Origin of the sequence: Salinarimonas sp. (assembly GCF_040111675.1) — a bacterium.
Taxonomy (GTDB): Bacteria; Pseudomonadota; Alphaproteobacteria; order Rhizobiales; family Beijerinckiaceae; genus Salinarimonas.
Window position 1 is genome coordinate 4317464 of sequence record NZ_CP157794.1, and the last position, 26057, is coordinate 4343520.

General features: G+C 72.1%; 23 protein-coding genes and 1 pseudogene. 22 read left to right on the plus strand and 2 right to left on the minus strand.

The features are described from left to right. The first annotated feature begins 88 nt into the window (after positions 1-88). Genes ABL310_RS19925 through hpxZ form a run of 7 tightly spaced genes read left to right on the plus strand, consistent with a single transcriptional unit; the run spans position 89 to position 5782 of the window. Positions 89-766: an isochorismatase family cysteine hydrolase gene (locus ABL310_RS19925; RefSeq protein WP_349368744.1), complete on the plus strand. Its 678-nt coding sequence runs from the start codon at positions 89-91 to the stop codon at positions 764-766. Next, a complete protein-coding gene (locus tag ABL310_RS19930) occupies positions 763-2307 on the plus strand; it encodes an ABC transporter ATP-binding protein (RefSeq protein ID WP_349368745.1) in 1545 nt (514 codons plus the stop codon). The genes ABL310_RS19925 and ABL310_RS19930 overlap by 4 nt, the downstream gene beginning before the upstream one ends. Further along, positions 2307-2969: an isochorismatase family cysteine hydrolase gene (locus ABL310_RS19935; protein ID WP_349368746.1), complete on the plus strand. Its 663-nt coding sequence runs from the start codon at positions 2307-2309 to the stop codon at positions 2967-2969. Before ABL310_RS19930 ends, ABL310_RS19935 begins: the two co-directional genes overlap by 1 nt. After that, positions 2966-3175, plus strand: a complete 210-nt coding sequence (locus ABL310_RS19940; protein WP_349368747.1) for a DUF4089 domain-containing protein — start codon at positions 2966-2968, stop codon at positions 3173-3175. The genes ABL310_RS19935 and ABL310_RS19940 overlap by 4 nt, the downstream gene beginning before the upstream one ends. Next, a complete protein-coding gene (locus ABL310_RS19945; protein ID WP_349368748.1) occupies positions 3172-4572 on the plus strand; it encodes an AtzE family amidohydrolase in 1401 nt (466 codons plus the stop codon). Before ABL310_RS19940 ends, ABL310_RS19945 begins: the two co-directional genes overlap by 4 nt. Beyond that, positions 4569-5342 (plus strand): 5-formyltetrahydrofolate cyclo-ligase, encoded by a 774-nt coding sequence (locus ABL310_RS19950; protein WP_349368749.1) that lies wholly within the window; start codon positions 4569-4571, stop codon positions 5340-5342. The genes ABL310_RS19945 and ABL310_RS19950 overlap by 4 nt, the downstream gene beginning before the upstream one ends. Continuing rightward, a complete protein-coding gene (gene hpxZ / locus ABL310_RS19955; RefSeq protein ID WP_349368750.1) occupies positions 5339-5782 on the plus strand; it encodes an oxalurate catabolism protein HpxZ in 444 nt (147 codons plus the stop codon). Before ABL310_RS19950 ends, hpxZ begins: the two co-directional genes overlap by 4 nt. On the opposite strand, the pseudogene atzF reads toward hpxZ, so the two are convergent. After that, positions 5761-7511, minus strand: a pseudogene (gene atzF, locus ABL310_RS19960) (allophanate hydrolase). The gene hpxZ and the pseudogene atzF overlap by 22 nt on opposite strands. A 403-nt stretch (positions 7512-7914) precedes the next feature. On the opposite strand from atzF, the gene ABL310_RS19965 reads away from it, so the two are divergent. The 15 genes from ABL310_RS19965 (at position 7915) to ABL310_RS20035 (ending at position 24418) form a co-directional block, all read left to right on the plus strand. Next, positions 7915-8850, plus strand: a complete 936-nt coding sequence (locus tag ABL310_RS19965) for a sugar ABC transporter substrate-binding protein (protein WP_349368751.1) — start codon at positions 7915-7917, stop codon at positions 8848-8850. 167 nt (positions 8851-9017) lie between these two features. After that, entirely contained in the window at positions 9018-10046 is a 1029-nt protein-coding gene (locus tag ABL310_RS19970) for an ABC transporter permease (RefSeq protein ID WP_349368752.1), read from the plus strand. Positions 10047-10057: 11 nt separating this feature from the next. Continuing rightward, positions 10058-11014 (plus strand): ABC transporter permease, encoded by a 957-nt coding sequence (locus ABL310_RS19975; RefSeq protein WP_349368753.1) that lies wholly within the window; start codon positions 10058-10060, stop codon positions 11012-11014. Next, positions 11011-12546 carry a sugar ABC transporter ATP-binding protein gene (locus ABL310_RS19980; protein ID WP_349368754.1) on the plus strand — a complete coding sequence of 512 codons (1536 nt, stop codon included), beginning with the start codon at positions 11011-11013 and terminating at the stop codon, positions 12544-12546. The genes ABL310_RS19975 and ABL310_RS19980 overlap by 4 nt, the downstream gene beginning before the upstream one ends. A gap of 2 nt (positions 12547-12548) precedes the next feature. Next, entirely contained in the window at positions 12549-13433 is an 885-nt protein-coding gene (locus ABL310_RS19985) for an NAD(P)-dependent oxidoreductase (protein ID WP_349368755.1), read from the plus strand. Beyond that, on the plus strand, positions 13430-14137 hold the full coding sequence (locus tag ABL310_RS19990; RefSeq protein ID WP_349368756.1) for a ThuA domain-containing protein: 708 nt from the start codon (positions 13430-13432) through the stop codon (positions 14135-14137). The genes ABL310_RS19985 and ABL310_RS19990 overlap by 4 nt, the downstream gene beginning before the upstream one ends. Continuing rightward, a complete protein-coding gene (locus ABL310_RS19995; RefSeq protein ID WP_349368757.1) occupies positions 14134-15945 on the plus strand; it encodes an extracellular solute-binding protein in 1812 nt (603 codons plus the stop codon). Before ABL310_RS19990 ends, ABL310_RS19995 begins: the two co-directional genes overlap by 4 nt. A gap of 27 nt (positions 15946-15972) precedes the next feature. Continuing rightward, positions 15973-16779, plus strand: a complete 807-nt coding sequence (locus ABL310_RS20000; protein ID WP_349368758.1) for an SDR family oxidoreductase — start codon at positions 15973-15975, stop codon at positions 16777-16779. A gap of 108 nt (positions 16780-16887) precedes the next feature. Next, entirely contained in the window at positions 16888-18192 is a 1305-nt protein-coding gene (locus tag ABL310_RS20005) for a Xaa-Pro peptidase family protein (protein ID WP_349368759.1), read from the plus strand. A 29-nt stretch (positions 18193-18221) separates the two neighbouring features. Continuing rightward, on the plus strand, positions 18222-19238 hold the full coding sequence (locus ABL310_RS20010; protein ID WP_349368760.1) for a thiamine pyrophosphate-dependent dehydrogenase E1 component subunit alpha: 1017 nt from the start codon (positions 18222-18224) through the stop codon (positions 19236-19238). Further along, the gene (locus tag ABL310_RS20015; protein ID WP_349368761.1) at positions 19231-20226 is read left to right on the plus strand and encodes an alpha-ketoacid dehydrogenase subunit beta; all 996 of its coding nucleotides are present in this window, start codon (positions 19231-19233) and stop codon (positions 20224-20226) included. Before ABL310_RS20010 ends, ABL310_RS20015 begins: the two co-directional genes overlap by 8 nt. Continuing rightward, positions 20216-21253, plus strand: coding sequence for a biotin/lipoyl-containing protein (locus ABL310_RS20020; protein WP_349368762.1), 1038 nt, complete (start codon positions 20216-20218; stop codon positions 21251-21253). Before ABL310_RS20015 ends, ABL310_RS20020 begins: the two co-directional genes overlap by 11 nt. 16 nt (positions 21254-21269) lie before the next feature. Next, a complete protein-coding gene (locus ABL310_RS20025) occupies positions 21270-22700 on the plus strand; it encodes an NAD-dependent succinate-semialdehyde dehydrogenase (protein ID WP_349368763.1) in 1431 nt (476 codons plus the stop codon). An 11-nt stretch (positions 22701-22711) separates the two neighbouring features. Beyond that, positions 22712-23617, plus strand: coding sequence for a 2-oxo acid dehydrogenase subunit E2 (locus tag ABL310_RS20030; protein ID WP_349368764.1), 906 nt, complete (start codon positions 22712-22714; stop codon positions 23615-23617). 36 nt (positions 23618-23653) lie between these two features. After that, a complete protein-coding gene (locus ABL310_RS20035; RefSeq protein WP_349372096.1) occupies positions 23654-24418 on the plus strand; it encodes an SDR family NAD(P)-dependent oxidoreductase in 765 nt (254 codons plus the stop codon). Between the two features lie 19 nt (positions 24419-24437). Here the strand turns inward: ABL310_RS20035 and ABL310_RS20040 are convergent, their stop codons facing one another. Beyond that, positions 24438-26054, minus strand: a complete 1617-nt coding sequence (locus ABL310_RS20040) for a dihydroxyacetone kinase subunit DhaK (RefSeq protein WP_349368765.1) — start codon at positions 26052-26054, stop codon at positions 24438-24440. Positions 26055-26057: the final 3 nt, after the last annotated feature.

Sequence of the window (26057 nt, forward strand, 5' to 3'; positions counted from 1 at the left end):
CGCTGGGTCCCCTTCCCCTCCGGTCGCTTCGCGACCTCCGGCCGGGGATGACAGGGTTGCGCTCGGCCCTCTCGCGCGGAGGCCCGCGATGCCCCTGATCGACGCCGATCCCTATCCCTGGCCCTTCGACGGCGCGCTCGCGCCGGAGAACACGGCGCTCGTCGTCATCGACATGCAGACCGATTTCTGCGGCCCCGGCGGCTACGTCGACGCCATGGGCTACGACCTCTCGCTCACCCGCGCGCCGATCGCGCCGATCTCCCGCGTCCTCGCCGCGATGCGGGAGCGCGGCTATGCCATCGTGCATACCCGCGAGGGCCACAGGCCGGATCTCGCCGACCTGCCCGCCAACAAGCGCTGGCGCTCGCGGCGCATCGGCGCGGGCATCGGCGATCCGGGGCCGTGCGGGCGCATCCTGGTGCGCGGCGAGCCGGGCTGGGAGATCGTCCCCGAGCTCGCGCCGCTGCCCGGCGAGACCGTGATCGACAAGCCCGGGAAGGGCTCGTTCCACGCCACCGACCTCGAGCTCGTGCTGCGCACCCGCGGCGTGCGCAACCTCGTCCTCACCGGCATCACCACGGACGTGTGCGTCCACACCACCATGCGCGAGGCGAACGATCGCGGCTTCGAATGCCTGATCCTCGCCGATTGCTGCGGGGCGACGGATCGCGGCAACCACGAGGCCGCGCTGAAGATGGTGACCATGCAGGGCGGCGTCTTCGGCGCCGTCGCCACCGCCGACGCGCTGATCGGAGGCCTCGCATGACCGCGCTCGCCAAGTCGCCGGTCGCCGCGCGCGCCCCCTCCCTCGAGGCTTTGGGCATGACCAAGGTCTTCGGCTCCCTCGTCGCGCTCGACGACGTCTCGCTGTCCGTGCGGGCGGGCTCGGTGCATGCGCTGCTGGGCGAGAACGGCGCGGGCAAGTCGACGCTGGTGAAGTGCATCATGGGCTTCTACCGGCAGGACCGCGGCGCGGTCCTGCTCGACGGCGCCGAGACCGCGATCCGCTCGCCGCGGGATGCGCAGGGCGCCGGCATCGGCATGGTCTACCAGCATTTCACCCTGGTGCCGTCCCTCACCGCGGCGGAGAACCTCGTCGTCGCCCGCGCCGACGCGCCCTCCGTCATCGACTGGGCGGCGGAGAAGGCGAAGCTTTCCGCCTTCATGGCGCGCATGCCCTTCCAGGTGCCGCTCGACGTGCCCGTGGCCGACCTCTCGGCGGGCGAGAAGCAGAAGCTCGAGATCCTCAAGCTGCTCGCCCTCGACCAGCGCTTCCTCATCCTCGACGAGCCGACCTCGGTGCTCACGCCCGACGAGGCGGACGAGGTGCTGGGCCTCCTCGGCGCCATGGCCCGGCGCGGCGAGATCACGGTCCTGATGATCACCCACAAGTTCCGCGAGGTGACCGCCTATGCGGACGACGTCACGATCCTGCGCCGCGGCAGGCGCGCCGGCGGCGGCGCCACCGCCGCGCTCTCGGTCGAGGACATGTCGCGGCTGATGATCGGCGACACGCCGATCCGCGAGCGCGCCGCCCGCGCGCCGGTGGGCGGCGAGACCGTGCTCGAGCTCGCAGGGCTCTTCGCCGACAACCCGGACGGGACGCGCGCCGTCGCCGAGATCAGCCTCAAGGTGAAAGCCGGCGAGATCGTCGGCATCGCCGGGGTCTCGGGCAACGGCCAGTCGGCGCTGGTCGAGGCGCTGGCCGGCCAGCGGCCGCTCTCCGACGGGCGCGTCTTCATCAGCGGCGCGCCCTTCGAGCCGACGCGCGACGCCTACCACCGCTTCAAGGTCTTCGGCCTGCCCGAGGAGCCCTTGAAGAACGCCGCCGTGCCGCGCATGAGCGTCGCCGAGAACATCGCCTTCCGCTCGTTCGACAGGCCGCCGCTGGCGAGCCTCGGCTGGTGGCTCTCGCCCGGCCCGATGCGGGAGAAGGCGCGCGACCTGATCGAGCGCTACCGCGTGAAGACGCCCTCGCCCGACACGCCCATCGCCAACCTGTCGGGCGGCAACGTCCAGCGCGCCATCCTCGCCCGCGAGCTCTCGGGGGACGTCGACGTGCTCATCGTGGCGAACCCGTGCTTCGGGCTCGACTTCGCCTCCGTCTCCGAGATCCGCTCGCAGATCCTCGAGGCGCGCAATCGCGGCGCGGCGGTGCTGCTCGTCTCGGAGGATCTCGACGAGATCCTCGAGCTCGCCGACCGGGTGGCGGTGATGTCCGAGGGGAAGATCGTCCACGTCGCGCCCATCGTCGAGACGGACCGCACCACGATCGGCAAGCATATGGCGGGGCACGGAGCGCATTGATGGTCGAGATCCCCGCCGAGCCCTACCCCTATCCGCTGGCGCCGGGCGCGACCGCCCTCGTCGTCATCGACATGCAGCGGGACTTCGTCGAGCCCGGCGGCTTCGGCGCGGCGCTGGGCAACGACGTCTCGCGGCTTCTCGCCATCGTGCCCGTCGTCGCCCGGCTGATCGCGCTCTTCCGCGAGCACCGCTGGCCGATCGTCCACACCCGCGAGGCGCACCGGCCCGACCTCTCCGACTGCCCGCCCGCGAAGCGCGCCCGCGGGAACGCGCCCACGCGGATCGGCGACGAGGGCCCGATGGGCCGCCTCCTCGTCCGCGGCGAGCCGGGCAACCAGATCCTCCCCGACCTCGCCCCGGAGCCCGGCGAGATCGTGATCGACAAGCCCGGCAAGGGCATGTTCTGGGCGACCGGCCTGCACGAGACGCTGCAGGCGCGGGGGATCACCCATCTCGTCTTCGCCGGCGTGACCACCGAGGTCTGCGTCCAGACCTCGATGCGGGAGGCCAACGATCGCGGCTACGAGTGCCTCGTGATCGAGGACGCGACCGAGAGCTATTTTCCGCAGTTCAAGGCGGCGACGCTCGCCATGATCCGCGCCCAGGGCGGCATCGTCGGCTGGACGACGCCGCTCGCCGCGCTGGAGGGCGCCCTGCGATGACCCCGCCCGCCGACCCGAACGCGATCATCGACGCGATGGCGCCCCTCCTCGGCCTCGAGGTCGCGGAGGAGGACCGGGCGAGCGTCGCCTTTCATCTCGCCACCGCCGCGCGACTCGACGCCCTCGTCGAGGCCGTGGCGATCCCGGACGCGGAGGAGCCGGCCCCGGTCTTCACGCCCGCCCCCGTCGGGGAGGACGCTGCGTGATCGGGCCCGGCTCCTCGGCGACCACGATCGCGGCGGCGGTCCGGGCGGGCGAGGTCCGCGCCGCGGACGTGGTCGAGGCGGCCCTCGCGCGCATCGCGGCGGCATCCGACCTCGGCGCCTTCACCGACGTCACCGCCGCGCGGGCGCGGGCGAAGGCGGCGGCGATCGACGCGGCCGTCGCGCGCGGGGCGGATCCCGGCCCGCTCGCCGGCGCGCCCTTCGCGGTGAAGAACCTCTTCGACGTCGCGGGCCTTCCCACCCGCGCCGGCTCGGCGATCAACCGCGACCTGCCCCCGGCCGCGCGCGACGCGGTCCTCGTCGCGCGGCTCGAGGCCGCCGGCGCCGTCCTCGTCGGCGCGCTGAACATGGGCGAGTACGCCTACGACTTCACCGGCGAGAACGTCCACGACGGCCCCTCGCGCAATCCGCATCACCCCGCCCGCATGTCGGGCGGCTCGTCGGGCGGCTCGGGAAGCGCGGTCGCGGCGGGGCTCGTGCCGCTGGCGCTCGGCTCGGACACCAACGGCTCGATCCGCGTCCCCTCGGCGCTGTGCGGCCTCTTCGGCCTGAAGCCCACCTACGGCCGCCTGCCGCGCACCGGGACCTTCCCCTTCGTCGCGAGCCTCGATCATCTCGGGCCCATGGCGCGCTCCGTCGCCGATCTCGCCGCCGCCTACGACGCCATGCAGGGCGCGGATTCGGGCGACGCCGCCTGCGCCGGCCGCCCCGTCGAGCCAGCGACGCCCGCCCTCGCCCGCGGCGCGGCCGGCCTGCGCGTCGGCGTGCTCGGCGGCTGGTTCGCCCGCGGCGGCGCGCCGGAGGCCTTCGCCGCCGTGGCGCGGGCCGCGCAGGCGCTCGGCGCGACCGAGACGGTGGAGATCGCGGACGTCGAGGCCGCGCGGGCGGCGGCCTACGTGATCACCATGCAGGAGGGCGCGGCGCTCCATCTCGAACGGCTGCGCGCCCGCGGCCCGGATTTCGACCCTGCGGTGCGCACCCGCCTCCTCGCCGGGGCGATGCTGCCGGGCGCCTGGGCGGTGCGCGCGCACAAGCTCCGGCGCGTCATGGCCGCGCGCTTCGCCGACGCCTTCTCCCGCTTCGACGCGCTGCTCGCCCCGGCGACGCCGTGCCGCGCGCCACGGATCGGCCAGGAGACGATGGTTCTCGACGGCGTCGCGATGCCGGTGCGGCCCAATCTCGGCCTCTACACCCAGCCGATCTCCTTCGTCGGCCTCCCCGTCGTCGCCGCGCCCCGGTTCGAGGCCGGCGAGCGCCTCCCGCTCGGCGTGCAGATCGTCGCCCCGCCCTGGCGGGAGGACGTGTGCCTGCGTCTCGCCGCGGCGTTGGAGGAAGCCGGCGTCGCGCATTCGCCTGTCGCGCAGGAGTTCGCCGCATGAGCACCGTCTCCGAGGGCCGCTGGGCCGGCCGCAACCCGGACAAGGACGCGGTCCGCGCCGCCGCCTGGGCCCGCCTCGCCGAGAGCGGGATGGGGGTGGGCCCGCTCGTCTCCCACATCCCCAATTTCGTCGGCGCCGACGTCGCCGCCTGGCGTCTCGCCCAGACGCCGGAATGGCGGGTGGCGCGCACGGTGAAGTGCAATCCCGATCCGCCGCAGATCCCCGTGCGGCTGCGCGCGCTCCTCGACGGCAAGATCCTCTACGCGCCGGTGCCCTACCTGACGAAGGACTTCCCCTACCTGCGCATCGACCCGGCGCGCCTTCTCGAGAAGGGCGTCTCCTTCGAGCTCGCCGCCACCTCCGAGGGCTACCTCATGCACGGCGAGCGCATCGGCTTCGAGGAGGTCGAGCCCCTCGACTTCTGCGTCGTCGGCTCGGTGGCGGTGGGCCGCGGCGGCGGGCGCACCGGCAAGGGCGCGGGCTTCGCCGACCTCGAGACCGGCATCTTCCGCGCGCTCGGCACGATCGGCCCCGCGACGCCGCTCGCGACGACGGTGCATTCCGTCCAGCTCGTCCCGGACGAGGACGTGGTGCTGGAGCCTCACGACAGCCCTCTCGACTACATCGCCACCGAGGCCGAGCTGATCGCGACGGGAAACACGGATCCGCGCCCGGCGGGCGTCGCCTGGGAGCGGGTGCGGCCCGACCAGTTCGAAGACATCCCCTTCCTCGCCGCCCTGCGCGAGCGCATGACCGGAGGCGCGGCATGAACGCGGCCGAGACCGACATCCCCCGGATCGACATCCCCCAGATCGACATCCCCGAGGTGAAGGAAGAGGTCGAGGCCGTGTTCGCGGCCTACGAGGCGGCGCTCGTCGGAAACGACGTCGAGACCCTCGACCGGCTGTTCTGGGACGACGCGCGCACCATCCGCTACGGCGGCGGCGAGAACCTCCACGGCATCGAGGAGATCCGCGCCTTCCGCCGCGCCCGCTCCCCCGCCGGCCTCGCGCGCAGCCTCGCGATGACGCGGATCACCACCTTCGGCCGCGACATGGCGGTGGCCGCGACGCTCTTCCACCGCGACAGCGCGCCGGGCAAGGTCGGCCGCCAGATGCAGACTTGGCTGCGCACCCCCGACGGCTGGAAGGTGGTGGCCGCCCATGTCAGCGTGATCGACGACCCCGATCACCCGCACGCCGCGCGGTAGGCGCGCCAGCCGCCGTATGCCGTGATGTCGCGCGCGCCCTCGAGGCCGGCGGGCTCGCACAGGAAGCCCTTCGGCGTCGTGCCGTCGGCCAGCACGAGGGTGCCGATGCAGAGCGGCGACGGCACGCCGGCGACGAAGCCGCCGAACCCGGCCGGATCGAGCGCCCAGACCTCCGTGTCGATCGCCGCGCCGCCCTGCCCGACGCGCAGGAGCCCCGGCCGCTCCGGCGGGCCGCCGGCCAGCGCGTGCAGGCGATAGAGCGGGGCGGTCGCCACGGCGCGCAGGAGGACGCCGCCGCGCTCCGTCAGCTCGCGGTTGAGCGGCATGCCCGACAGATGCGCGCCGACGACGGCGATCTCGATGGCGTCCCTCATGCGAGGCGCTCGCCGGCGACGCCGCCGGCGCCGGGGAAGAGCCGCGCGCCGAGATCGGCGAGGCGGTGGTCGTGGCCGCGGGGCCCGACCAGCGTGAGACCCGCCGGCAGCCCGTCCGGCCGGAACGGCCCGGGCACCGCGAGCGCCGCGAGGTCGAGCAGGTTGACGAAATTCGTGTAGGTCCCGAGCCGGCTGTTCGGCCCGATCGGGTCCGCCTCGAGCTCGGCGAGCGTCGGGAACAGCGGCGCGGTGGGCACGACGAGGGCGTCGACCTCGGCGAACAGGGCCTCGGCGACCCGGGCATAGCCCTTCAGCGCGTAGAGCCCCTCGAACGCGTCCACGGCCGAGAACCTTTCCGCGCCCGACACGATGGCGCGGGTCACCGGGTGCATGGCCTCCCCGTGCGCGTCGAGGAAGCGGCCGACCGCGGCGCGCCGCTCGGCGACCCACGGCCCGTCGTAGAGCAGCTTCGCGCAGGCGACGAGCGGCGCGATCTCGGCCTCGACAACGTCGACGCCCAGGTCCCGCAGCCGCGCGACGCCGGCCTCGAAGGCCGCCTGCGCCGCCGCGTCGCCGAAGAAGGCGAGATCCGCCGCGTGCGGGATCGCCACCCGCGCGATCGGCGCGCCGCCGGCCGGCTTGTAGGGGCGCGAGAACGGATCGGCGGCGTCGAAACCGCAGGCGACGTCGAAGACGCGCCGGGCGTCGTCGACGGACAGCGCGAAGACCGAGACGCAATCGAGGCTCCGGCAGGCCGGCACGACGCCACGCGTCGACAGCGCCCCGAGCGAGGGCTTGAGGCCCACGAGGTGGTTCAGCCCCGCCGGCACGCGGCCGGAGCCCGCCGTGTCCGTGCCGAGCGCGAAAGCGCACAGGTTCCGCGCCACCGCCACCGCCGAGCCCGAGGACGAGCCGCCGGGCACCCGGCTCGGGTCGAAGGCGTTGCGCGGAACCGGATGGGGCGTGCGCACGCCGACGAGGCCGGTGGCGAACTGGTCGAGATTGGTCTTGCCGATCATCAGCGCGCCGGCGGCGAGGAGCCGCTCCACCACCGGCGCGGTCGCCGCCGGCGCATAGGCGAAGGCCGGGCAGGCGGCCGTGGTCGGCAGGCCGGCGACATCGATGTTGTCCTTCACCGCGAAGGGAACGCCCCAGAGCGGATGGGTGTGCGGGTCGAACGGCGGCAGCGCCTGCGCCGCCGCGCGGAGCGCCGCGGGATCCGGGCGGGAGAGAAAGACGCCGGGATCGTCGAGGCGTGCGATCGCCGCCTCGATCTCGTCGAGAACCGCGAGCGGGCTCTCGCCGGCCCTGTAGCGGGCGTGGAGAGCGGCGATGGTCGGGGGATTTGCGGGCACGGGCGATCTCTCGGGGTCGGGCGGGTTCTCGGGCTCGGGCGGTTTCTCGGCGATCGAGGCTCTCCGCGCCCCTCGCGAAGGCCGTGCCAGAGCGCGGCCTCGACCGCGGGCCGATACCGCGCTCGTATCGGCCCGTATTGTATGCATCCGCGCACTTCATGCTCAATCGAGAGGCATATCGCTTTGATTTCAGCATCGGCGCTCGGGGACATCCACTCTGGACAAACCCTGGCGGGACCACGCCTGGAGCAGCCTCGACGGGCTCGATTCTCCAAGTCGGATATCCATTCTGGATAAAGTACGGGGGGCAGCCGGACCCGGTCGATGTATTCTCCCACGTCGAGGGGGCCGCGGGCCTCGCCGCAAACGGCCGCGCGAACCGCGGCGAACAGGGAGGAAAACCATGAAACGCGCTCTGATCACGTCGCTTCTGGCTTCGGTCGCGCTCGCTGGCGCAGCCGTCGCGGAGGAGCCCATCCGCATCGGCATCACCCAGAACAACGTCGGCGTCGACAGCTACCAGACGACCTACGAGAAGGCCTTCATCGAGGCGGCCGAGGCCGATCCGATGGTCGAGGCCGTCGTCCTCGACGCCGGCGGCGACGTCGCGCGCCAGATCGGCCAGGTGCAGGATCTCGTCCAGCAGGGCGTCGACGCCATCATCATCTGGCCGACCAACGGCCAGGCCGTCGTGCCGGTGGTGCGCCAGGCGCATCAGGCCGGCATTCCGGTCGTCGTCACCAACAGCCAGATCGCGGAGGCGGGCTTCGACTTCATCGCCTCCTTCTCCGGCCCCGACAACATCACCCAGGGCCAGTACGCCGCGGAGATGATGTGCGATGCGCTCGACGGCTCCGGCCGCGTCGTGCAGATCGCCGGCCAGCCGGGCTACACGACCGCCATCGAGCGCCAGAAGGGCTTCGAGGACGCGCTCGCCGAGCAGTGCCCCGACATCGAGATCGTCGAGACGCAGCCCGGCGACTGGAACCGCGAGAAGGCCCAGCGGGTGATGGAGAACTTCCTCACCAAGTACGACGACATCGACGGCGTCTATTCCGGCGACGACAACATGGGCGTGGGCGCCCTCAACGCCGCCAAGGCGGCGGGCCGCGACGACCTCGTCTTCATCGGCGCGACCAACTTCGCGGTGGGCTACGATGCGATGGGCCGGGGCGAATACTGGGGCTCGGTCTACCAGTCTCCGGTGGAGGACGCCCGCAACGCGCTCGCCACCGCCAAGTCCGTGGTGATGGGCGAGGAAGTGCCCTTCCTCAACTACTTCGATACTCCGAAGATCACCCAGGACAACATGAGCGAGTACGACCGGCCGGTCTTCTGATCGGTTCCCGGGCGGGAGCGGGCGCCGGTTCGGCCGGCGTCCGCGACCTGTCCGTTTCGGACAATCGAATCGCTCGCTCGAGCCGCGCGACGGGGCGCAGATCCCGGGCGTCGGCGAGCGCGTCGCGAGCCCGGGCGGGCTCGACGGGGCGTCGGAGGAAACGGATCATGGCGAAGACCGAGGTGAAGACCGGCGGCGCGCTCGCCGTCCCCGCGCGGCGCGACCTTCGGCCGACGCGCGAGAGCGTGGTGCATCTCCTGCAGACGAAGGGGCTCGTGATCGCCTTCGCGCTCTTCCTCGTCGCGTTCTCGCTGGCGAGCGACCGCTTCGCGAGCGTCGACAACGTCTCCACCGTGCTGCGCCAGATGGCGATCGTCGGCACCATCGCGGTGGGCGTCACCATCGTCGTCATCGGCGGCAATCTCGATCTCTCGGTCGGCTCGCTCCTCTCCTTCACGACGGTGCTGGTGGTCGACCTGCACGACAAGATCGGCCCCGGCCCGGCGATCGTGATCATGTTCGCCGCCGCCCTGGCGGTCGGCTGCGTCAACGGCTTGCTCGTCGGCTTCGCGCGGCTCAACTCGCTGATCGTCACGCTCGGCATGCTCTCGGCCATCCAGGGGCTGACGCTGATCTATTCCGGCGGGCAGAACGTCGACATCGTCGATCAGGAAGGGACCTGGTTTTCCTTCTTCGGGCGCGACTTTCTCCTCGGCCTCGCGGTGCCCACCTGGATCTTTCTCACGCTCGCCGTCGTCTTCCACGTCGTGCTGACCCGCACGAGCTTCGGGCGCAAGGTCTTCGCTGTGGGCGGCAACCCGACGGCGGCGGCCTTCTCGGGCGTGCGCCGGGCGCGGGTCGTGTTCTCCACCTACCTGATCTCGGCCTTCTGCGTCGCCTGCGCGGCGCTCATCCTGGGCAGCCGCGTCATGGGCAGCCAGAACAACGTCGGCCAGGGCTACGAGCTGATCGTGCTCGCCGGCGTGATCCTGGGGGGCACCTCGCTCCTCGGCGGCTCGGGCTCGATCCCCAAGACCGTGGTGGGCGTGCTGATCCTGGGCTTCATCCAGAATGGCCTCCTGCTGCTCGGCTATCCCTACTACACGCAGTGGCTCGTCACCTGGGTCGTCATCATCCTCGCGGTCTGGCTCGACGTGGCGTCGAAGCGCGGCCGCCTGTTCACCACGACGAGTTGAGGGAGGCCGACATGACCACGAGCCCGTATCGCCTCCTCTCCCGCGTGCCCCCGATCTGGCTGATCCTGATCGCCTGCACGGCCTTCTTCTCGGTCTTCGCGGACAGCTTCTTCGACATCGGCAACTTCACCAACATCCTGATCCAGACCTCGACGATCGGCCTGATCGCGCTGGGCATGACGGTGGTGATGATCAACGGCAACATCGACCTCTCGGTCGGCGCCGTGGTCGCGCTCGCGGCGAGCCTCGCGGTGGGGCTCCAGGCCGATCTCGGCATCTGGCCGGCGGTCCTGGTGGGGCTCGGCGCCGGGATGGCGCTCGGCTTCCTCAACGGCATGATCGTTTGGAAGACCGGCGTCGACGCCTTCATCGTCACGCTCGGCGCGATGATGGGCGTGCGCGGCCTGGTGTTCCTCTACACCGGCGAGCAGTCCTTCTTCTCGATGGACTTCGCCTATGCCGATTTCGGCATGTCGTCCGTCGCCGGCGTGCCGACGCTCGCCTGGATCTTCCTCGCGCTGACCCTCGTCATGCACGTGGTGATGACGCGCACGAGCCACGGCCGCAACGCCTATGCGGTGGGCGGCAATCGCGAGGCGGCGGAGAACGCCGGCATCCGCGTCGGCTGGCACATGGTGGCGAACTTCGTCGTCGTCGGCTTCTTCGCGGCGCTCGCCGGGATCACGCTCTCGACCCAGATGGGCGCCTCGACCCCCAATCTGGGCACGAACTACGAGCTGTGGGTCATCACCGCCGTCGTGCTCGGCGGCACCAAGCTCACCGGCGGGGCGGGCACGATCCTCGGCACGCTCGGCGGCGTGCTCACCATCGGCGTCTTGCGCAACGGCATGAACCTGATGCAGGTGCCCGCCTTCTACGTCCTCGTCGTGATGGGCGTCATCCTGATCGCGGTCCTGCTCGTCGACGCGCGCATCAACCGCCGCGAGGCGGGGGAGGTGAAGCTGTGAGAACGCTCGCCCACCACACCCCCGCCGAGCTCTCCGAGCTCGCGTCCCGCGCCCCGCTGCTGCACATCGACGGCGTCACCAAGACGTTCCCCGGCGTGAAGGCGCTCGACGACGTCTCGCTCGAGGTCCGCGCCGGCGAGGTCCACGCGCTGCTCGGCGAGAACGGCGCCGGCAAGTCCACCCTGATGAAGGTGCTCGCCGGCAACCACCAGGCCGATCGCGGCCAGATCCACCTCGGGGGCGAGCCGATCCGGGTCTCGAACCCGCACGAGGCCAAGCATCTCGGCATCGTGCTGATCCACCAGGAGCTCTCGCTCGCGCCAGAGATGACGGTCGCGGAGAACATCTTCCTCGGCTCGCTGCCGCGCCGCGCGCTGGGCTTCGTGGACTTCCGCAAGCTCTATGCGGACGCGGGCCGCATCCTCGACCGGCTGGGCTGCCGGTTCGAGGCCTCCGACAAGGTCGAGACCCTCTCCATCGCCAACCGGCAGATGGTCGAGATCGCCCGCGCGCTGGTGTTCACGCCCAAGATCGTCGTCTTCGACGAGCCCACCGCCTCGCTCACGGACGCGGAGAAGGTGGTGCTGTTCGACGTCATCCGCTCGCTCCAGGCGGAGAACGTCGGCATCGTCTACATCTCGCACCGGATGGACGAGATCTTCACGCTGTCCGACCGCATCACCGTCCTGCGCGACGGCGCGGTGCGCGGGACGCTCGTCACCGCGGAGACGAACGAGGAGGAGGTCACCCGGCTGATGATCGGCCGGGACCTCGAGCCGCGCGCCCACGCCCGCGCCCGCGAGCCGGGGCCGGTCGCGCTCGAGGTGAAGGGCCTGTCCTGCGCCGACCTGTTCCGCGACGTCTCCTTCAGCGTGCGCGAGGGCGAGGTGGTGGGCATGTACGGCCTCATCGGCGCCGGGCGCACCGAGATCGCCGAGACGATCTTCGGCCTGCGCGCGCCCGACGCCGGCGAGATCCGGCGCGATGGGGAGGTGGTCGCGATCGCGTCCCCGCCGGACGCCATCGCCCACGGCATCGCGCTCGCGCCCGAGAGCCGCAAGGAGCAGGGGCTCGTGCTGGGCATGAGCTGCCGGGACAACATGTCCCTCTCCCAGCTCGGCGAGGTCTCCCGCGCCGGCTGGCTCGATCGCTCCGCCGAGCAGGCGATCTACGACCGCTACGCCGAGCGCCTCGCGCTGAAGTCGCCGAGCTGGCGCACGCCGGTCGTCAACCTCTCGGGCGGCAACCAGCAGAAGGTCGTGCTCGGCAAGTGGCTCGGCACCGCGCCGAAGGTGCTGATCATCGACGAGCCGACGCGGGGCATCGACGTCGGCTCCAAGTCGGAGATCCACAAGCTGATCCGCGAGCTCGCCGCGAGTGGCATGGCGGTCCTGATGATCTCCTCCGAGATGCCCGAGGTGCTCGGCGTCTCGGACCGCATCCTCGCTCTCTATCACGGGCGCGTCGCCGCGGAGTTCGACGCGCAGACGGTGACGGAGGACGCCCTCGTGCAGGCGATCTCGGGGCTATGACCATGGCGACGCGCATCGGTTTCGCCGGGCTGGGACGGATGGGCGCGCCCATGGCGGCGCGCCTCGCGGGCGCGGGCTTCCCGCTGACGCTGTGGAACCGCACCGCCGCGACGGCGCGGGACCTCGCCCGCGAGATCGGCGCCGCTGTCGCCGCGACGCCGGTCGCGCTGGCGGGCGCGAGCGACGTGGTCGTCACCATGGTGGCGGACGACGAGGCCTCACGCGCGCTCCATCTCGACCCGGGCGGCCTGGCCGAGGCGGCGGAGGGGCGGCTCTTCGTCTCGATGGCGACCCTCTCCCCGGACCACGTCCGTGCGCTCGGCGCGGCCCTCGCGGCGCGCGGCGGAGCGCTGATCGACGCGCCGGTCTCGGGCAGCGTCGACGCGGCGCGCGCGGGCGCGCTCGCCGTGATGACCGGAGGCGCGCCGCAGGACGTCGCACGCGCGCGGCCCGTGCTCCAGGCAATGAGCCGCGTCGTGCTGGAGACCGGCCCGCTCGGGACCGGCGCGACCATGAAGATCGTCGTCAACAGCCTCATCCACGGCCTCAACCAGACCCTCGCCGAAGCGCTGACGCTCGCCGAGAGCGCCGGGATCGCGACGCGCGACGCCTTCGCGGTGATCGAGCATTCCGCGGCGGCGGCGCCGATGCTCGGCTACCGCAAGCCGCTCTACCTCGAGCCGCAGGCGCACCCCGTCACCTTCGCGCTCGACCTCGCGCTCAAGGACATGGGGCTCGCGCTCGCCCTCGCCGAGGCGGGGGGCGTCGCGACCCCGCAGGCGCGCGTCACCCGCGCCGTGCTCGAGGAGGCCTCCGCGGCCGGCCTCGGCGGCGAGGACATGGCCGCCATCGTTCCGTTCATGCGTCGTCTCGGGAGGCCCTCGTGAAAGCCATGCTCTTCGTCGGCGGCTGGGAGGGCCACGCGCCCGAAGCCTTCCGCAAATGGGCCGACGACCTCCTCGCGGCGAACGGCTTCACGGTCGAGAGCCACGAGACCCTCGCGCCGCTCGAGGACGCCGAGGCCATGCGCGACGTCGATCTCGTCGTGCCGATCTGGTCCTCCGCGCGCTCGGCCCACCGGCCCGAATTCGGGAACATGACGAAGGCGCAGGAGGACGGCCTCCTCGCCGCGATCGCGAGCGGGACCGGCATCGCCGGCTGGCACGGCCATATGGGCGACGCCTTCCGCGACCGGCCGACCTACCATTTCCTGATCGGCGGCCAGTTCGTCGCCCACCCGCCGGGCTGGCCGGACAATCCCGTCCCGTCGGACGACTTCGTCGACTACGACGTGACGATCACCCGGCCCGACCACCCGATCGTGGAGGGGATCGACTCGTTCCGGCTCCATTCCGAGCAGTACTACATGCTCGTCGACCCCTCGAACGAGGTGCTGGCCACGACGACCTTCTCCGGCGAGCACCTCTGGTGGATCGAGGGCGCGACCATCCCCGTCGTCTGGACGCGGCGCTGGGACAAGGGCCGGGTGTTCTACTGCTCGATCGGCCACACGGTCGCGGATCTCGAGACGCCGCAGGTGACGGAGATCATCCGGCGCGGGATGATCTGGGCCGCGCGGGGGTCCGCATGAGCACGATGCGCCGCGTCAAAAGGCAGGAGGAAGGCTTCGGCGCCGCGCCGCCGCGGCCGCGCCCGCGCCGGGAGGCGGGCGCGCTCCCGGCGGACGAGCGCCTGGCCTTCACGCCCGACGAGATGCTGGCCTTCATGGACTTCCTCGAGGAGATCGAGGCGGAGGGCGAGAGCGTGCTGCCGCTGTTCACGCCCGATCCGTACCTGAGCATGAGCCTGTTCCTCATGCGCAACCATCTGGAGGGCAAGCTCACGACGCTCTCCTCCCTCGCGGCGGCCTCCGGCGCGCCCTATGCGACGGCCATGCGGCGCATCGCCGACATGACCGAGCGCGGCCTCATAGACCAGCGGCCCCGCTCGGCCTCGGGCAAGACCTTCTCCCTCCACCCGAGCCCGGCGCTGATCGAGGCTTTCGCGGACTACGCGCACCGCATCAAGCTCTCGATCGGGCGCGCGCTCGGGCTCGCCGCCAAAGGCGGCGTCGCGGATTACTATTTCGGCGGCACCTATCTGAGAGCGCAGGTGATCCCGATGCCGGCGGCGAGCACCGAGCCGCTCGGCATCAGCGGACCGCTGCGCATCCTGGTCCACGCCGACCCGACCTTCATGGCGATGGACAGCCTGAAGCGGCAATTCGAGCAGCTGCTCGGCGTCTCGATCCGCAATCGCGCGCTCTCCATCGACCGGCTGCGGCTGGAGGCGCTGGCCAACGCCGAGCGGGCGTCCTCGGCCTACGACATCATCGCCGTCGACCTGCCCTGGATCGGCGAGTTCGCCGAGAAGGGCGTGCTCGCCCCGCTCGAGGACTGCGTCGCGCGCGAGGATTTCCATCTCGGCGACTTCCACCAGGCCGGCTGGCACGGCTGCCTGCACCGCGGCAAGCCCTACGGCATGCCGATCCAGACGACGCCCGAGCTCCTGTTCTACCGAAGGGACCTGTTCGACGAGGCCGGGCTCGAGGCGCCGCGCACCACGGTCGATCTGCTCGCCGCCGCGCGCGCCCTGCACCGGCCCGCGCGCAACCTGCGCGGCATCGCCTGGAACGGCGCGCGCGGCACGCCGCTCGGCCACACCTTCATCTTCGCCATGGCCGATTTCGGCCAGCCCGTGGTGAACCTGCGCCCGCGCGGCGACGGCTTCGACCCGTTCGATCTCACCGGCGAGCGCCTGCGCCCGATGATCGACAGCGAGGGCGGCCGGCGGGCGGCCGACTTCCTGATGGAGCTCCTCGACGTCTCCGCGCCGGGCGTCCTGACCATGTCCTGGTTCGAGCGCGTCAAGGCCTACGCTTCCGGCGAGGTCGCGATGGCCTACGGCTACTCGCTGCTCGCGCCCTATTTCGAGCTCGATCCGGCCTCGCCGGCGCACGGAACGACGGAATACGTCCCCCACCCGGGCGCGCCGGGCCGGCGCCCGATCGCGCCGGTGGGCGGCTACGTGCTCGGCATCCCCGCCAACCTCTCGCAGGAGCGCCGGCTCGCGACCGAGAACGCCGTGCGGCTGCTCACCTCGGCGGAAGCCTGCAAGCTCTACATCACCAACGGCTCGCGGGTGTGCCCGCGCTACAGCGTCTGCGCCGACCCGGACGTGCGCGGGCTCTCGCCCATCGTCGGCGTGGTCGACGACATGGCGCGGGCCGGCGCGCTGCAGCTGTGGCCGCGACCGCCGGCGCCCGAGTTCGCCGAGATCACCGCGATCCTCGGCGAGGAGATCCACGACATGCTCTGCCGCCGCAAGACGCCGGCGGCGGCGCTGGAAGACGCCCAGGCCCGCGCCGACGCGCTGATGCGCGCGGCCGGGCGCTACTGAGGCCGCAATACGGGAAGGAGAAGACCCATGGATCGCGAACGACTGAAGGGCAAGAACGTGCTGATCACCGGCGCCGCCCAGGGCATGGGCGCGGCGATCGCCGAGCACTACGCGGCCCAGGGCGCGAACGTCTGCCTCGGCGACGTCAACGAGGCGGGCGCGCATGGTGTCGCCGAGCGGATCAACGCCGAGGGCAACGGCCGCGCCATCGCGGTGAAGCTCGACGTGACGAAGCGCGCCGACAACGCCGCCGCCGTGGCCGCGACGGTCGAGGCCTTCGGCTCGCTCAACGTCGCCCTCCTCAACGCCGGCCTGAACAAGCCCAAGTTCTTCATGGACATCGACGAGGAGAACTGGGACCTGATCATGAACGTCAACGCCAAGGGCGTGCTCTTCGGCATGCAGGAGGCGGCGCGCCAGATGATCGCCCAAGGCAAGGAGCACGGGCCCTACAAGATCATCAACGTCGGCTCCATCGCCTCGCGCACCACCTTCGACGACGTGGTGCCCTATTGCTGCTCGAAGCACGCGGTGCTCGCCATGATCACCGGCGGGGCGCGCGCGCTGGTCGACCACAACATCACGGTGAACGGCTACGGGCCGGGCGTGGTGCGCACCGAGCTCTGGGAGCAGCTCGACAAGGACCTCGTCGAAATCGGCAAGTTCGAGAAGCCCGGCGAGTCCATGGACAGCCTCGCGCGCAACATGATCCTGATGAAGCGCTATTCCTACCCCGAGGACGTGGTGGGCACCGCCTCGTTCCTGGCGAGCAAGGATTCCGACTACATGACCGGCCAGCTCATTCTCATCGACGGCGGCATGGTCATGCAGTGACCTGAACGCCCGCGGCGCGCCCGCACGCGCCGCGCTCTCCCCACGATCCGCGAAGCGTCCGCCCAGGGCGGACCACGCGCCCTCGAGACGGGCGCGAAGGAGATCCTCATGCCCGAAACGTCCGCTCTCAGCCCGCGCATCCTCCAGCCCGGCGACCTCGATCCGAACTGGCGCTGGGACCGCCACATCCCCGCGCTCGGCCACACCGCCGTCGATTTCGAGCGGCGCGTCGACCACGATCGCCTGCGCCGCTACCGGCTCTCGCGGGCCCGCCAGGCGCTGAAGAACTCGCCCTGCGGCGCGCTGATCCTGTTCGACGTCAACAACATCCGCTACGTCTCCGGCACCAAGATCGGCGAGTGGGAGCGGGACAAGATGTGCCGCTTCGCGCTGCTCGCCGGCGACGAGGAGCCCTGGGTCTGGGACTTCGGCTCCGCCGCCGTGCATCACCGCGAATATTGCGACTGGCTGAACCCGGACCATTGCCTCGCCGGCGTGGTCGGCATGCGCGGCACGATCCCGCCCTCCTTCGGGCTGATGAAGCGCTACGCCGAGGAGATCGCGAGCCTGATCCGCAAGGCCGGCGTCGGCGACATGCCGGTGGGCCTCGACTACGCCGAGACGGCGATGATGTTCGAGCTGCAGCAGGCGGGGCTCGACATCGTCGACGGCCAGCAGGTCATGCTCGACGCGCGCGAGATCAAGAACGTCGACGAGATCCACCTGCTCAACCAGGCGGCCTCCATGGTCGACGGCGTGTATCACATGATCTGGGAGGAGATGAAGCCGGGCGTGCGCGAGAACGACATCGTCGCGATGGCCAACAAGATGCTCTACGAGATGGGCTCGGACGACGTCGAAGCCATCAACGCCATCGCCGGCGAGCGCTGCAACCCGCACCCGCACAATTTCACCGACCGCTACTTCCGCCCCGGCGACCAGGCCTTCTTCGACATCCTGCAGAGCTACCAGGGCTACCGCACCTGCTACTACAGGACCTTCAACGTCGGCCGCTCCACGCCCGCGCAGCGCGACGCCTACGTCAAGTGCCGCGACTGGCTCGACGCCGCGATCGCCCTGATCAAGCCGGGCGTGGGCACCGACGTCGTCGCCCGCGCCTTCCCCGAGGCGCACGAGTTCGGCTTCCCCGACGAGCTCTCCGCCTTCGGCCTGCAGTTCGGCCACGGGCTCGGCCTCGCGCTGCACGAGCGCCCGATCATCAGCCGGGTCGTCTCGCTGGAGAACCCGATGGAGATCCAGACCGGCATGGTCTTCGCGCTCGAGACCTACTGCCCGGCGACCGACGGCTATTCCGCCGCGCGCATCGAGGAGGAGGTCGTCGTCACCGACAAGGGCTGCCAGGTGATCAGCCTGTTCCCGGCCGAGGAGCTGCCGATCGCCAACCGCTACTGACGCCCGGCGCACCCGAACCCGAGGACGACATGAACGCCACCGACAACACGGCCGAGTACCTGCGCCTCTACGAGCAGATGGCCCGCATCCGCGCCTTCGAGGACAACGCCAACCAGCTCTACCTCTCGGCCAAGATGCCGGGCCTCACCCACATGTACACCGGCCAGGAGGCGGTCGCGGTGGGGATCTGCGAGGCGCTGGAGCAGAGCGACCAGATCACCTCCACCCACCGCGGCCACGGCCATTGCGTGGCCAAGGGCGCGGATTTCAAGGAGATGTTCTGCGAGCTGCTGGGGAAGGCGGAGGGCTATTGCCGCGGCAAGGGCGGGTCCATGCACATCGCCGACCAGGCCAACGGCAATCTCGGCGCCAACGCCATCGTCGGCGGCTCGGCCGGGATCGCCACCGGCGCGGCGCTCTCGGCCAAGCGGCTGGGCAGCGACGCGGTGACGGTGTGCTTCTTCGGCGACGGGGCGCTCGGCCAGGGGCTGCTCTACGAGGTGATGAACATGGCGGCTTTGTGGAAGCTGCCGGTCATCTACGCCTGCGAGAACAACCATTACGGCGAGTACACCCGCACCGACGAGATGGCGGCGGGGGACCTGTGCGCCCGCGCCGCCGCCTTCGGCATCGAGACCCACCAGGTCGACGGCCAGGACGTGCTCGCGGTGAACCGCCTCGCCCGCGATCTCGTGGGCCGCGCCCGCAAGGGCGAGGGGCCGTTCTTCGTGCTGCTCGACACCTATCGCTGGCACGGCCACCACGTCGGCGACATCAACCGCGCCTACTACCGGCCCAAGGACGAGGAAGCGCTCTGGAAGGAGACGCGCGACCCGATCCTCAACTTCGGCAAGTGGCTGGAGGGCGAGGGCATCGTCGGCGCCGACGACCTCGTCGCCATCGGCGAGCGCGTGCGCCGCGAGGCGGAGGCGGCCGTCGCCTACGCCGAGGCCGCCGCCTACCCGCCGGCCCACGAGGTCGACATGCACGTCTACGCCACGCCCGGCACGGCCGACGGACGCCGCGAGGAGCTCCATCATGCGTGAGATCACCCTGGCCAAGGCCGTCAACGAGGCGATCGCCGAGGAGATGCGCCGCGACCCGACGGTCTTCCTCCTGGGCGAGGACGTCGCGGAGGCCGGCACGCCCTTCAAGGTGCTCTCCGGGCTCGTGGAGGAGTTCGGCCCCGAGCGCATCATCGACACCCCGATCTCCGAGCCCGGCTTCGTCGGGATCGCCGTGGGGGCGGCGCTGACCGGCTCGCGGCCGATCGTCGACTTGATGTTCGGCGACTTCCTGTTCCTGGTCATGGACCAGCTCTGCAACCAGGCGGCCAAAGCCCGCTACATGTCCGGCGGCAAGCTGAACGTGCCGATGGTGCTGCGCACCAATCTCGGCGCCACCCGCCGCTCCGCCGCGCAGCATTCGCAGTCGCTCCACGCCCTCGTCGCCCATATCCCCGGGCTGAAGGTCGCGATGCCGTCCTCCGCCTACGAGGCCAAGGGGCTGATGAAGACCGCCATCCGGGACGACGACCCGGTGGTGATCTTCGAGGACAAGCTGATGTACCAGGACAAGGCGCCGGTGCCGGAGGAGGAATACCTCATTCCGTTCGGCGAGGCCGCCGTCCTGCGCGCGGGGCGCGACGTGACGCTGGTGGCCACCTCGTCGATGGTGCAGGTCTCGCTCGCCGCCGCCGAGATGCTGGCGCGCGAGGGCGTCTCGGCCGAGGTGGTCGACCCGCGCACCATCGTGCCGCTGGACGAGGACACGATCCTCGCCTCGGTGCGCAAGACGAGCCGCGCCATCGTCGTCGACGAGGGCCACCGCAGCTACGGCGTCTCGGCGGAGATCGCCGCGCGCATCTCGGAGAAGGCGTTCTACCACCTCGACGCGCCGGTCGCGCGGCTCGCCGCGATGGACGTGCCGATCCCGTTCTCGCCGGCGCTCGAGGACCTCACCGTGCCGACGCCCGACGACGTCGTCGCCGCCGCGCGCCGCATGCTGCGCGGGGAGGTTCGCGATGCCGCATGAGGTGATCATGCCCGCCCTCGGGATGGCGCAGGACACGGGGCTCATCGTCTCCTGGGCCAAGGCGCCGGGCGATGCGATCGCCGCCGGCGAGGTGCTGCTCGAGGTCGAGACCGACAAGTCGACCATGGAGATCGAGGCGCAGTCGGGCGGCTTCGTCGCCGAGATCCGCTCAATCGCCGGCGCCACCGTGCCCGTCGGCGAGGTGATCGCGGTGATCTCCGCCGAGAAGCCCGCAGCGCCGACGGGGCCCGCCGGGGCGTCCGCTGCGCCGGAGGCGGAGCCGGCGGCCGAGCCCGCGCCCGCGGCGAAACCGGAGCCCCCTCCCGTCGCCGCTGCGCTTCCCGCCCCTGTCGACGGCCGCGTGCTCGCCTCGCCGAAGGCGCGGCGGCTCGCCGCCGAGCGCGGGCTCGACCTCGCCGCACTCGTCGCCGAGGGCGCGGGCCAGCCGATCCATGTGCGGGACCTCGACGCGCTCGCCGCGCGGGCCGCGGCGGCCCGGTCGACGATCCCCGCCGCGGCCCCCGCCGCGTCCCCCGTGGCCACCTCCCACGCCGCGCGGCTCGAGGCGCGCGCCCCTGCGGCGGCGCTCGACGCCTTCGCGGCCTGGCTCGCCGCGGAAAACGGCGGCGCGAACCAGCGCGCGGCCGTGCTCGCCGCCTTCGCCGCCGCCGGGCTGCGCGCGGGGCGCGAGGACGCGGGCGCGCTCGTCGTCGCCGTCGAGGCCGCGGACGGCGCGGGTCCCGTCCGCTACATCGATGCCGACCGCGTGCGCCTCGCCGCGCTCGCGCCCTGCGACGCGGACGACCCGGCCGCGCCGGTCCTCACCGTGCGCGACCTCCTCGGCACGCCGATCGTCGCGGCCAGGGCCGGCGGGCTCGCCACGCCCGTCCTCACCCTCGTGCCTGCGGGAGACGCGATCGCGCTCGCCCTCGACTACACGGCAGACAAGCTCGACGACCGCGCGGCGGTCGCGCTCGTAACCGCCCTCGCCGGCCGTTTGTCCGAGCCGCTGCGCCACCTCCTCTGACAGTCTGGATCGCATCATGGACCACACCGACCTCTACATCGACGGCGCCTGGCGCCCCGGCTCGGAGGGCGAGCGCTTCGACGTGATCAACCCCGCCGACGAGAGCGTGCTCGCCTCCGTCGCCTCGGCCACCACCGACGACGCCGACGCCGCGCTCGACGCGGCCGCGCGCGCCTTCGGCCCCTGGGCCGCGCGCACCCCGCGCGAGCGCGCCGAGATCCTGCGCAAGGCCTTCGAGCTGATGAGCGCGCGCCTCGATCATTTCGCCCGGCTGATCACGCTGGAGAACGGCAAGGCCGGCGCCGACGCGCGCGGCGAGGCGGCCTATGCCGCGGAGTTCTTCCGCTGGTTCTCCGAGGAGGCCGTGCGCGCCGACGGGCTCGTCTCCCGCGCGCCGGCCTCGGGCGCGCGCATCCTGGTCCAGCACAAGCCCGCGGGGATCGCGGTGCTGGTCACGCCCTGGAACTACCCGGCCGCCATGGGCACACGCAAGATCGCCCCGGCGCTCGCCGCCGGCTGCCCCGTCGTCATCAAGCCCGCCTCCGAGACGCCGCTGACCATGCTCGCGCTGATGCCGCTGCTCGAGGAGGCGGGCGTGCCGCCGGGCGTCGTCAACGTGCTGCCCTCGCGCCGCACGGGCGCCGTCGTCGATCGCATGCTGCACGATCCGCGCGTGCGGGTCGTGTCCTTCACCGGCTCCACCGGCGTCGGGCGCACGCTCCTGCGCAGCGCCGCCGACCAGGTGCTCAAGCCCGCGATGGAGCTCGGCGGCAACGCGCCGCTGCTCGTGCTGCGCGACGCCGACGTCGACGTCGCGGTCGAAGGGGCGATGCTCGCCAAGATGCGCAATCTCGGCGAGGCCTGCACGGCGGCGAACCGCTTCTACGTCCACGAGAGCGTGGCGGAGGCCTTCGTCGCGCGCTTCACCGAGCGCATGGCGGCCCTCACCGTCGGTAACGGCCTGGACCCGGCGGTGGACGTCGGCCCGCTGGTGAACGCCGACACGCGCGACAAGGTCGCCGCCTTCGTCGAGGACGCGGTGGCCAAGGGCGCACGGGTGCGCCTCGGCGGCCGACGTCCCGACGGGCCGGGCTTCTTCTATCCGCCGACGGTGCTCACCGACGTGCCGGACGACGCCGAGTGCCTGCGCGACGAGATCTTCGGCCCCGTCGCCGCGATCCAGACCTTCAGCGACGAGGAGGACGCGATTCGACGCGCCAACGACACCGAATACGGCCTCGTCGCCTACGTCTTCACCAAGGACATGAAGCGCGGCCTCGGCGTCTGCGAGCGGCTCGACTACGGCATGGTGGGGCTCAACCGCGGGCTCGTCTCGGATCCGGCGGCGCCCTTCGGCGGGGTGAAGCAGTCCGGGCTCGGCCGCGAGGGCGGGCACGAGGGCATGCTGGAATTCATGGAAAGCCAGTACGTCTCGGCGAGCTGGTGAGGAGGACCGCCATGACCGACGTGATCGCCAGCCCCTCCGTGCGGGCCCATGCCGGGAGGAACGGCGTCGATCTCGACGCGCTCGGCCACGAGCTCGGGCGCACCAGCATCGCCCGCGAGGACGTCGACCGGAAGCTGTCGGGCGGCTCCGCGCCCGCCAAGCCGGCCGCCGCTCCCACCGAGGACACGCACGCCCGCCATTGGGCCATCGAGCACGAGGCCTACGGGCCGGCGACCCGCGAGCCGCTCTCGCGCTTCGCCAAGGTCTCGGCGGCGGCGATGGCGGCCGCGCAGGCGCGCATCCCGGCGGTGACCCACCACGACCGCGCCGACGTGACCGCGCTCGAGGCCTTCCGCGCCGCGATGAAGGGCGAGGCCGCCGCCCGCGGCATGCGGCTCACCGCGCTCGCCTTCCACGTCAAGGCGCTGGCGCGCGCGCTGGAGGACTTCCCGCGCTTCAACGCCTCCCTCTCGGAGGACGGCGAGACGCTGATCCTCAAGCACTGGGTCGACATCGGCATCGCGGTCGACGCGCCCCATGGGCTCAGCGTGCCGGTCGTGCGCGGGGCGGATCGCAAGGGCCTGTGGGCGATCGCCGAGGAGATCGCCGATCTCGCGGCGCGCGCGCAGGCGCGCAAGCTGCGCCCCGACGAGATGGGCGGCGCGGGCATGACGATCTCGAACCTCGGCGGCATCGGCGGCAGCGGGTTCTCGCCGATCGTCAACCCGCCGGAAGTGGCGATCCTCGGGCTCACCCGCACCGAGACGGTTCCCGTCTGGGACGGCGAGCGCTTCGTCCCGCGCCCGATGGTCCCGCTCGATCTCAGCTACGACCACCGCGTGATCAACGGGGCGGACGCGGCGCGCTTTCTCGCGCATCATGCGCGCCTCATCGAGGATCCCCGCCGGCTGCTGTAAGCCGGCGCACGCGTACCGAAAGACTCGCTCATGACGATCGCCGCCCTGTTCGACCTCACGGGCAAGACCGCCCTCGTCACCGGCTGCCGACGCGGCATCGGCCGCGCCATGGCGGTCGCGCTCGCGGAGGCGGGCGCCGACGTCGTCGGCGTCAGCGCCGGGCTCGAGCCCGACGGAGGCGACGTCGGCGCGGACGTCGCCGCGACGGGCCGCCGCTTCACGGCCGAGCGCTGCGATCTCGGCGACCGCGCCGCGCTCGACGCCCTGGTCGAGCGCCTCGACGCGGGCCCGCCGATCGACATCCTCGTCAACAATGCCGGCATCATCCGCCGCGCGCCCGCCGCGGAGCATTCGGACGCCGACTGGGACGCCGTTCTCGACGTGAACCTCACCGCGCCCTTCCGGCTGTCCCGCGCCGTGGGCAGCCGCATGATCGCACGCGGGAACGGCGGCAAGATCGTCTTCACCGCCTCGGTCCTGTCGTTCCAGGGCGGCATCCTGGTGCCCGGCTACGCGGCGTCGAAGGGCGCGATCGCGCAAGTGACCAAGGCGCTCGCCAACGAGTGGGCGGGCCACGGCGTCAACGTCAACGCCATCGCCCCGGGCTACATCGCCACCGACAACACGGCCGCGCTCCAGGCCGACGAGGCGCGCACGGCGGCGCTGCTCGCGCGCGTTCCCGCCGGCCGCTGGGGCGCGCCGCGGGACCTCGCGGGCGTCACGGTGTTCCTCTGCTCGCAAGCCGCCGACTTCGTCCACGGCGCCGTGATCCCGGTCGACGGCGGCTGGCTCGCGCGTTGAGAGCAGGCGCGCCGCCCCGTCAGGCGAGGCCCTCGAGCAGCCGCGCCACGGCCTCCGCGCCGGGATCGTTGTGCCCGGCGAGCTTGCCCTCGCCGAGATAGGCCGCGCGCCCGGCCTTGGCGCGGGTGATCGCCGCCGTGCGATCGGCGCCGGCGCGCGCCGCCGCGGCCGCTGCGGGCAGCCCGTTCGGCAAGGCCTCGAGCGCGGGCGCGAGCGCGTCGATCATGGTGCGGTCCCCCGGCTGCGCGCCGCCGACCTGCATGATGCGATCGAGCCCCGCGGAGAGCGCACCGATCCAGCTCTTGCCGGAGGCGGAGGCGTCGCCGGCGGCGGCGAAAAAGATCGCGAGCAGCACGCCCGACGACCCGCCCATCGTCTGCGAGAGCTCGATGCCGATGGCGCGATAGAGCTGCGTCGGGTCGGCGAGGGGCATGCGATCGAGCGAGGCGCGCAGCGCCCGCGCGGCGCCGGCGAGGGTCGAGCCGGTGTCGCCGTCGCCGGACTTGGCGTCGAGCGCGTTGAGGTCCGCCTCCGCCGCGATCAGGAGATCGCAGCAGCGCTCGATCAGGGCGCGGTTCGCCGGGTGCTCGGACGCCATCGGCTGGATCGGCGTGACGCCGTCGGGAATGGGCAGCACCGTCGGCTCGTCGAGCCGGTCGAGGCCCGGCCAGGCCCGCGGGGCGACGGGGGCGTCGAGCGCCTTCATCTGCCCCGCGCCGACCGGCAGGAGCGAGAGCGAGAAGCCGTGCATGTCGAGCGAGGTCATCAGCGGCGCGGGGCCGACGAGCCACTTCACCCGCGCGCCGATGTCGGAGCGGGCGAGCTCCTCGGTGAGGACCGACATCTCGAGCGGCGTCGCCCCGCCCAGATTGTTCATCAGCGCCACGTGATCGCCCGCGCCGAGATGCGGCCGCAGCCGATCGACCACCATCGCCATCGCGGCGCGCGCGCCGGCGAACTCCACCTGCTCGATGCCGGCCTCGCCGTGGATGCCGAGGCCGAGCTCGGCCTTGCCGAAGGCGATCCGGTCCTCCTTGGGCGAGCCCGGCACGGTGCAGGTGTCGAGCGACATGCCGATGGAGATCGCGCCGTCGATGACGCGCTGCGCCGCCGCGGCGACGGTCTCGAGATCGGCGCCCTCCTCGGCGAGCGCGCCGGCGATCTTGTGCACGAACAGCGTGCCGGCCACGCCGCGCGCCTGCGGCAGGTCGGGGAGCGCCACGTCGTCGTCGACGATCACCATGGCGACGTTGAGCCCGAAGGCGCGGGCGCGCTCGGCGGCGAGGCCGAAGTTCAGCCGATCGCCCGTGTAGTTCTTGACGACGAGCAGGCAGCCGGACTTGCCGGTCACGGCGAGGATGCCGGCGAGGACGGCGTCGACCGAGGGCGAGGCGAAGACGTCGCCGCATACGGCCGCCGTCAGCATGCCGCGCCCGACGAAGCCCGCATGGCTCGGTTCGTGCCCGGAGCCGCCGCCGGAGACCAGCGCGACCTTCGAGCGGTCCCAGTCGGTGCGCACCACGACCTTCACATGCGGATAGCCGTCGAGCCGCGCCAGCCGGCCGGAGGAGGCCCGCACCAGGCCGTCGATCGCCTCGGTGACGAGGGTGTCCTTGCTGTTGATGAATTGCTTCACGGT

Excerpts from the sequence above, each read along its gene's own strand:
- ABL310_RS19925 (WP_349368744.1), top strand. The coding sequence starts at position 89 with ATGCCCCTGATCGACGCCGATCCCTATCCCTGGCCCTTCGACGGCGCG.
- ABL310_RS19930 (WP_349368745.1), top strand. The coding sequence starts at position 763 with ATGACCGCGCTCGCCAAGTCGCCGGTCGCCGCGCGCGCCCCCTCCCTC.
- ABL310_RS19935 (WP_349368746.1), top strand. The coding sequence starts at position 2,307 with ATGGTCGAGATCCCCGCCGAGCCCTACCCCTATCCGCTGGCGCCGGGC.
- ABL310_RS19940 (WP_349368747.1), top strand. The coding sequence starts at position 2,966 with ATGACCCCGCCCGCCGACCCGAACGCGATCATCGACGCGATGGCGCCC.
- ABL310_RS19950 (WP_349368749.1), top strand. The coding sequence starts at position 4,569 with ATGAGCACCGTCTCCGAGGGCCGCTGGGCCGGCCGCAACCCGGACAAG.
- hpxZ (WP_349368750.1), top strand. The coding sequence starts at position 5,339 with ATGAACGCGGCCGAGACCGACATCCCCCGGATCGACATCCCCCAGATC.
- ABL310_RS19965 (WP_349368751.1), top strand. The coding sequence starts at position 7,915 with ATGAAACGCGCTCTGATCACGTCGCTTCTGGCTTCGGTCGCGCTCGCT.
- ABL310_RS19970 (WP_349368752.1), top strand. The coding sequence starts at position 9,018 with ATGGCGAAGACCGAGGTGAAGACCGGCGGCGCGCTCGCCGTCCCCGCG.
- ABL310_RS19975 (WP_349368753.1), top strand. The coding sequence starts at position 10,058 with ATGACCACGAGCCCGTATCGCCTCCTCTCCCGCGTGCCCCCGATCTGG.
- ABL310_RS19985 (WP_349368755.1), top strand. The coding sequence starts at position 12,549 with ATGGCGACGCGCATCGGTTTCGCCGGGCTGGGACGGATGGGCGCGCCC.
- ABL310_RS19995 (WP_349368757.1), top strand. The coding sequence starts at position 14,134 with ATGAGCACGATGCGCCGCGTCAAAAGGCAGGAGGAAGGCTTCGGCGCC.
- ABL310_RS20000 (WP_349368758.1), top strand. The coding sequence starts at position 15,973 with ATGGATCGCGAACGACTGAAGGGCAAGAACGTGCTGATCACCGGCGCC.
- ABL310_RS20005 (WP_349368759.1), top strand. The coding sequence starts at position 16,888 with ATGCCCGAAACGTCCGCTCTCAGCCCGCGCATCCTCCAGCCCGGCGAC.
- ABL310_RS20010 (WP_349368760.1), top strand. The coding sequence starts at position 18,222 with ATGAACGCCACCGACAACACGGCCGAGTACCTGCGCCTCTACGAGCAG.
- ABL310_RS20015 (WP_349368761.1), top strand. The coding sequence starts at position 19,231 with ATGCGTGAGATCACCCTGGCCAAGGCCGTCAACGAGGCGATCGCCGAG.
- ABL310_RS20020 (WP_349368762.1), top strand. The coding sequence starts at position 20,216 with ATGCCGCATGAGGTGATCATGCCCGCCCTCGGGATGGCGCAGGACACG.
- ABL310_RS20025 (WP_349368763.1), top strand. The coding sequence starts at position 21,270 with ATGGACCACACCGACCTCTACATCGACGGCGCCTGGCGCCCCGGCTCG.
- ABL310_RS20030 (WP_349368764.1), top strand. The coding sequence starts at position 22,712 with ATGACCGACGTGATCGCCAGCCCCTCCGTGCGGGCCCATGCCGGGAGG.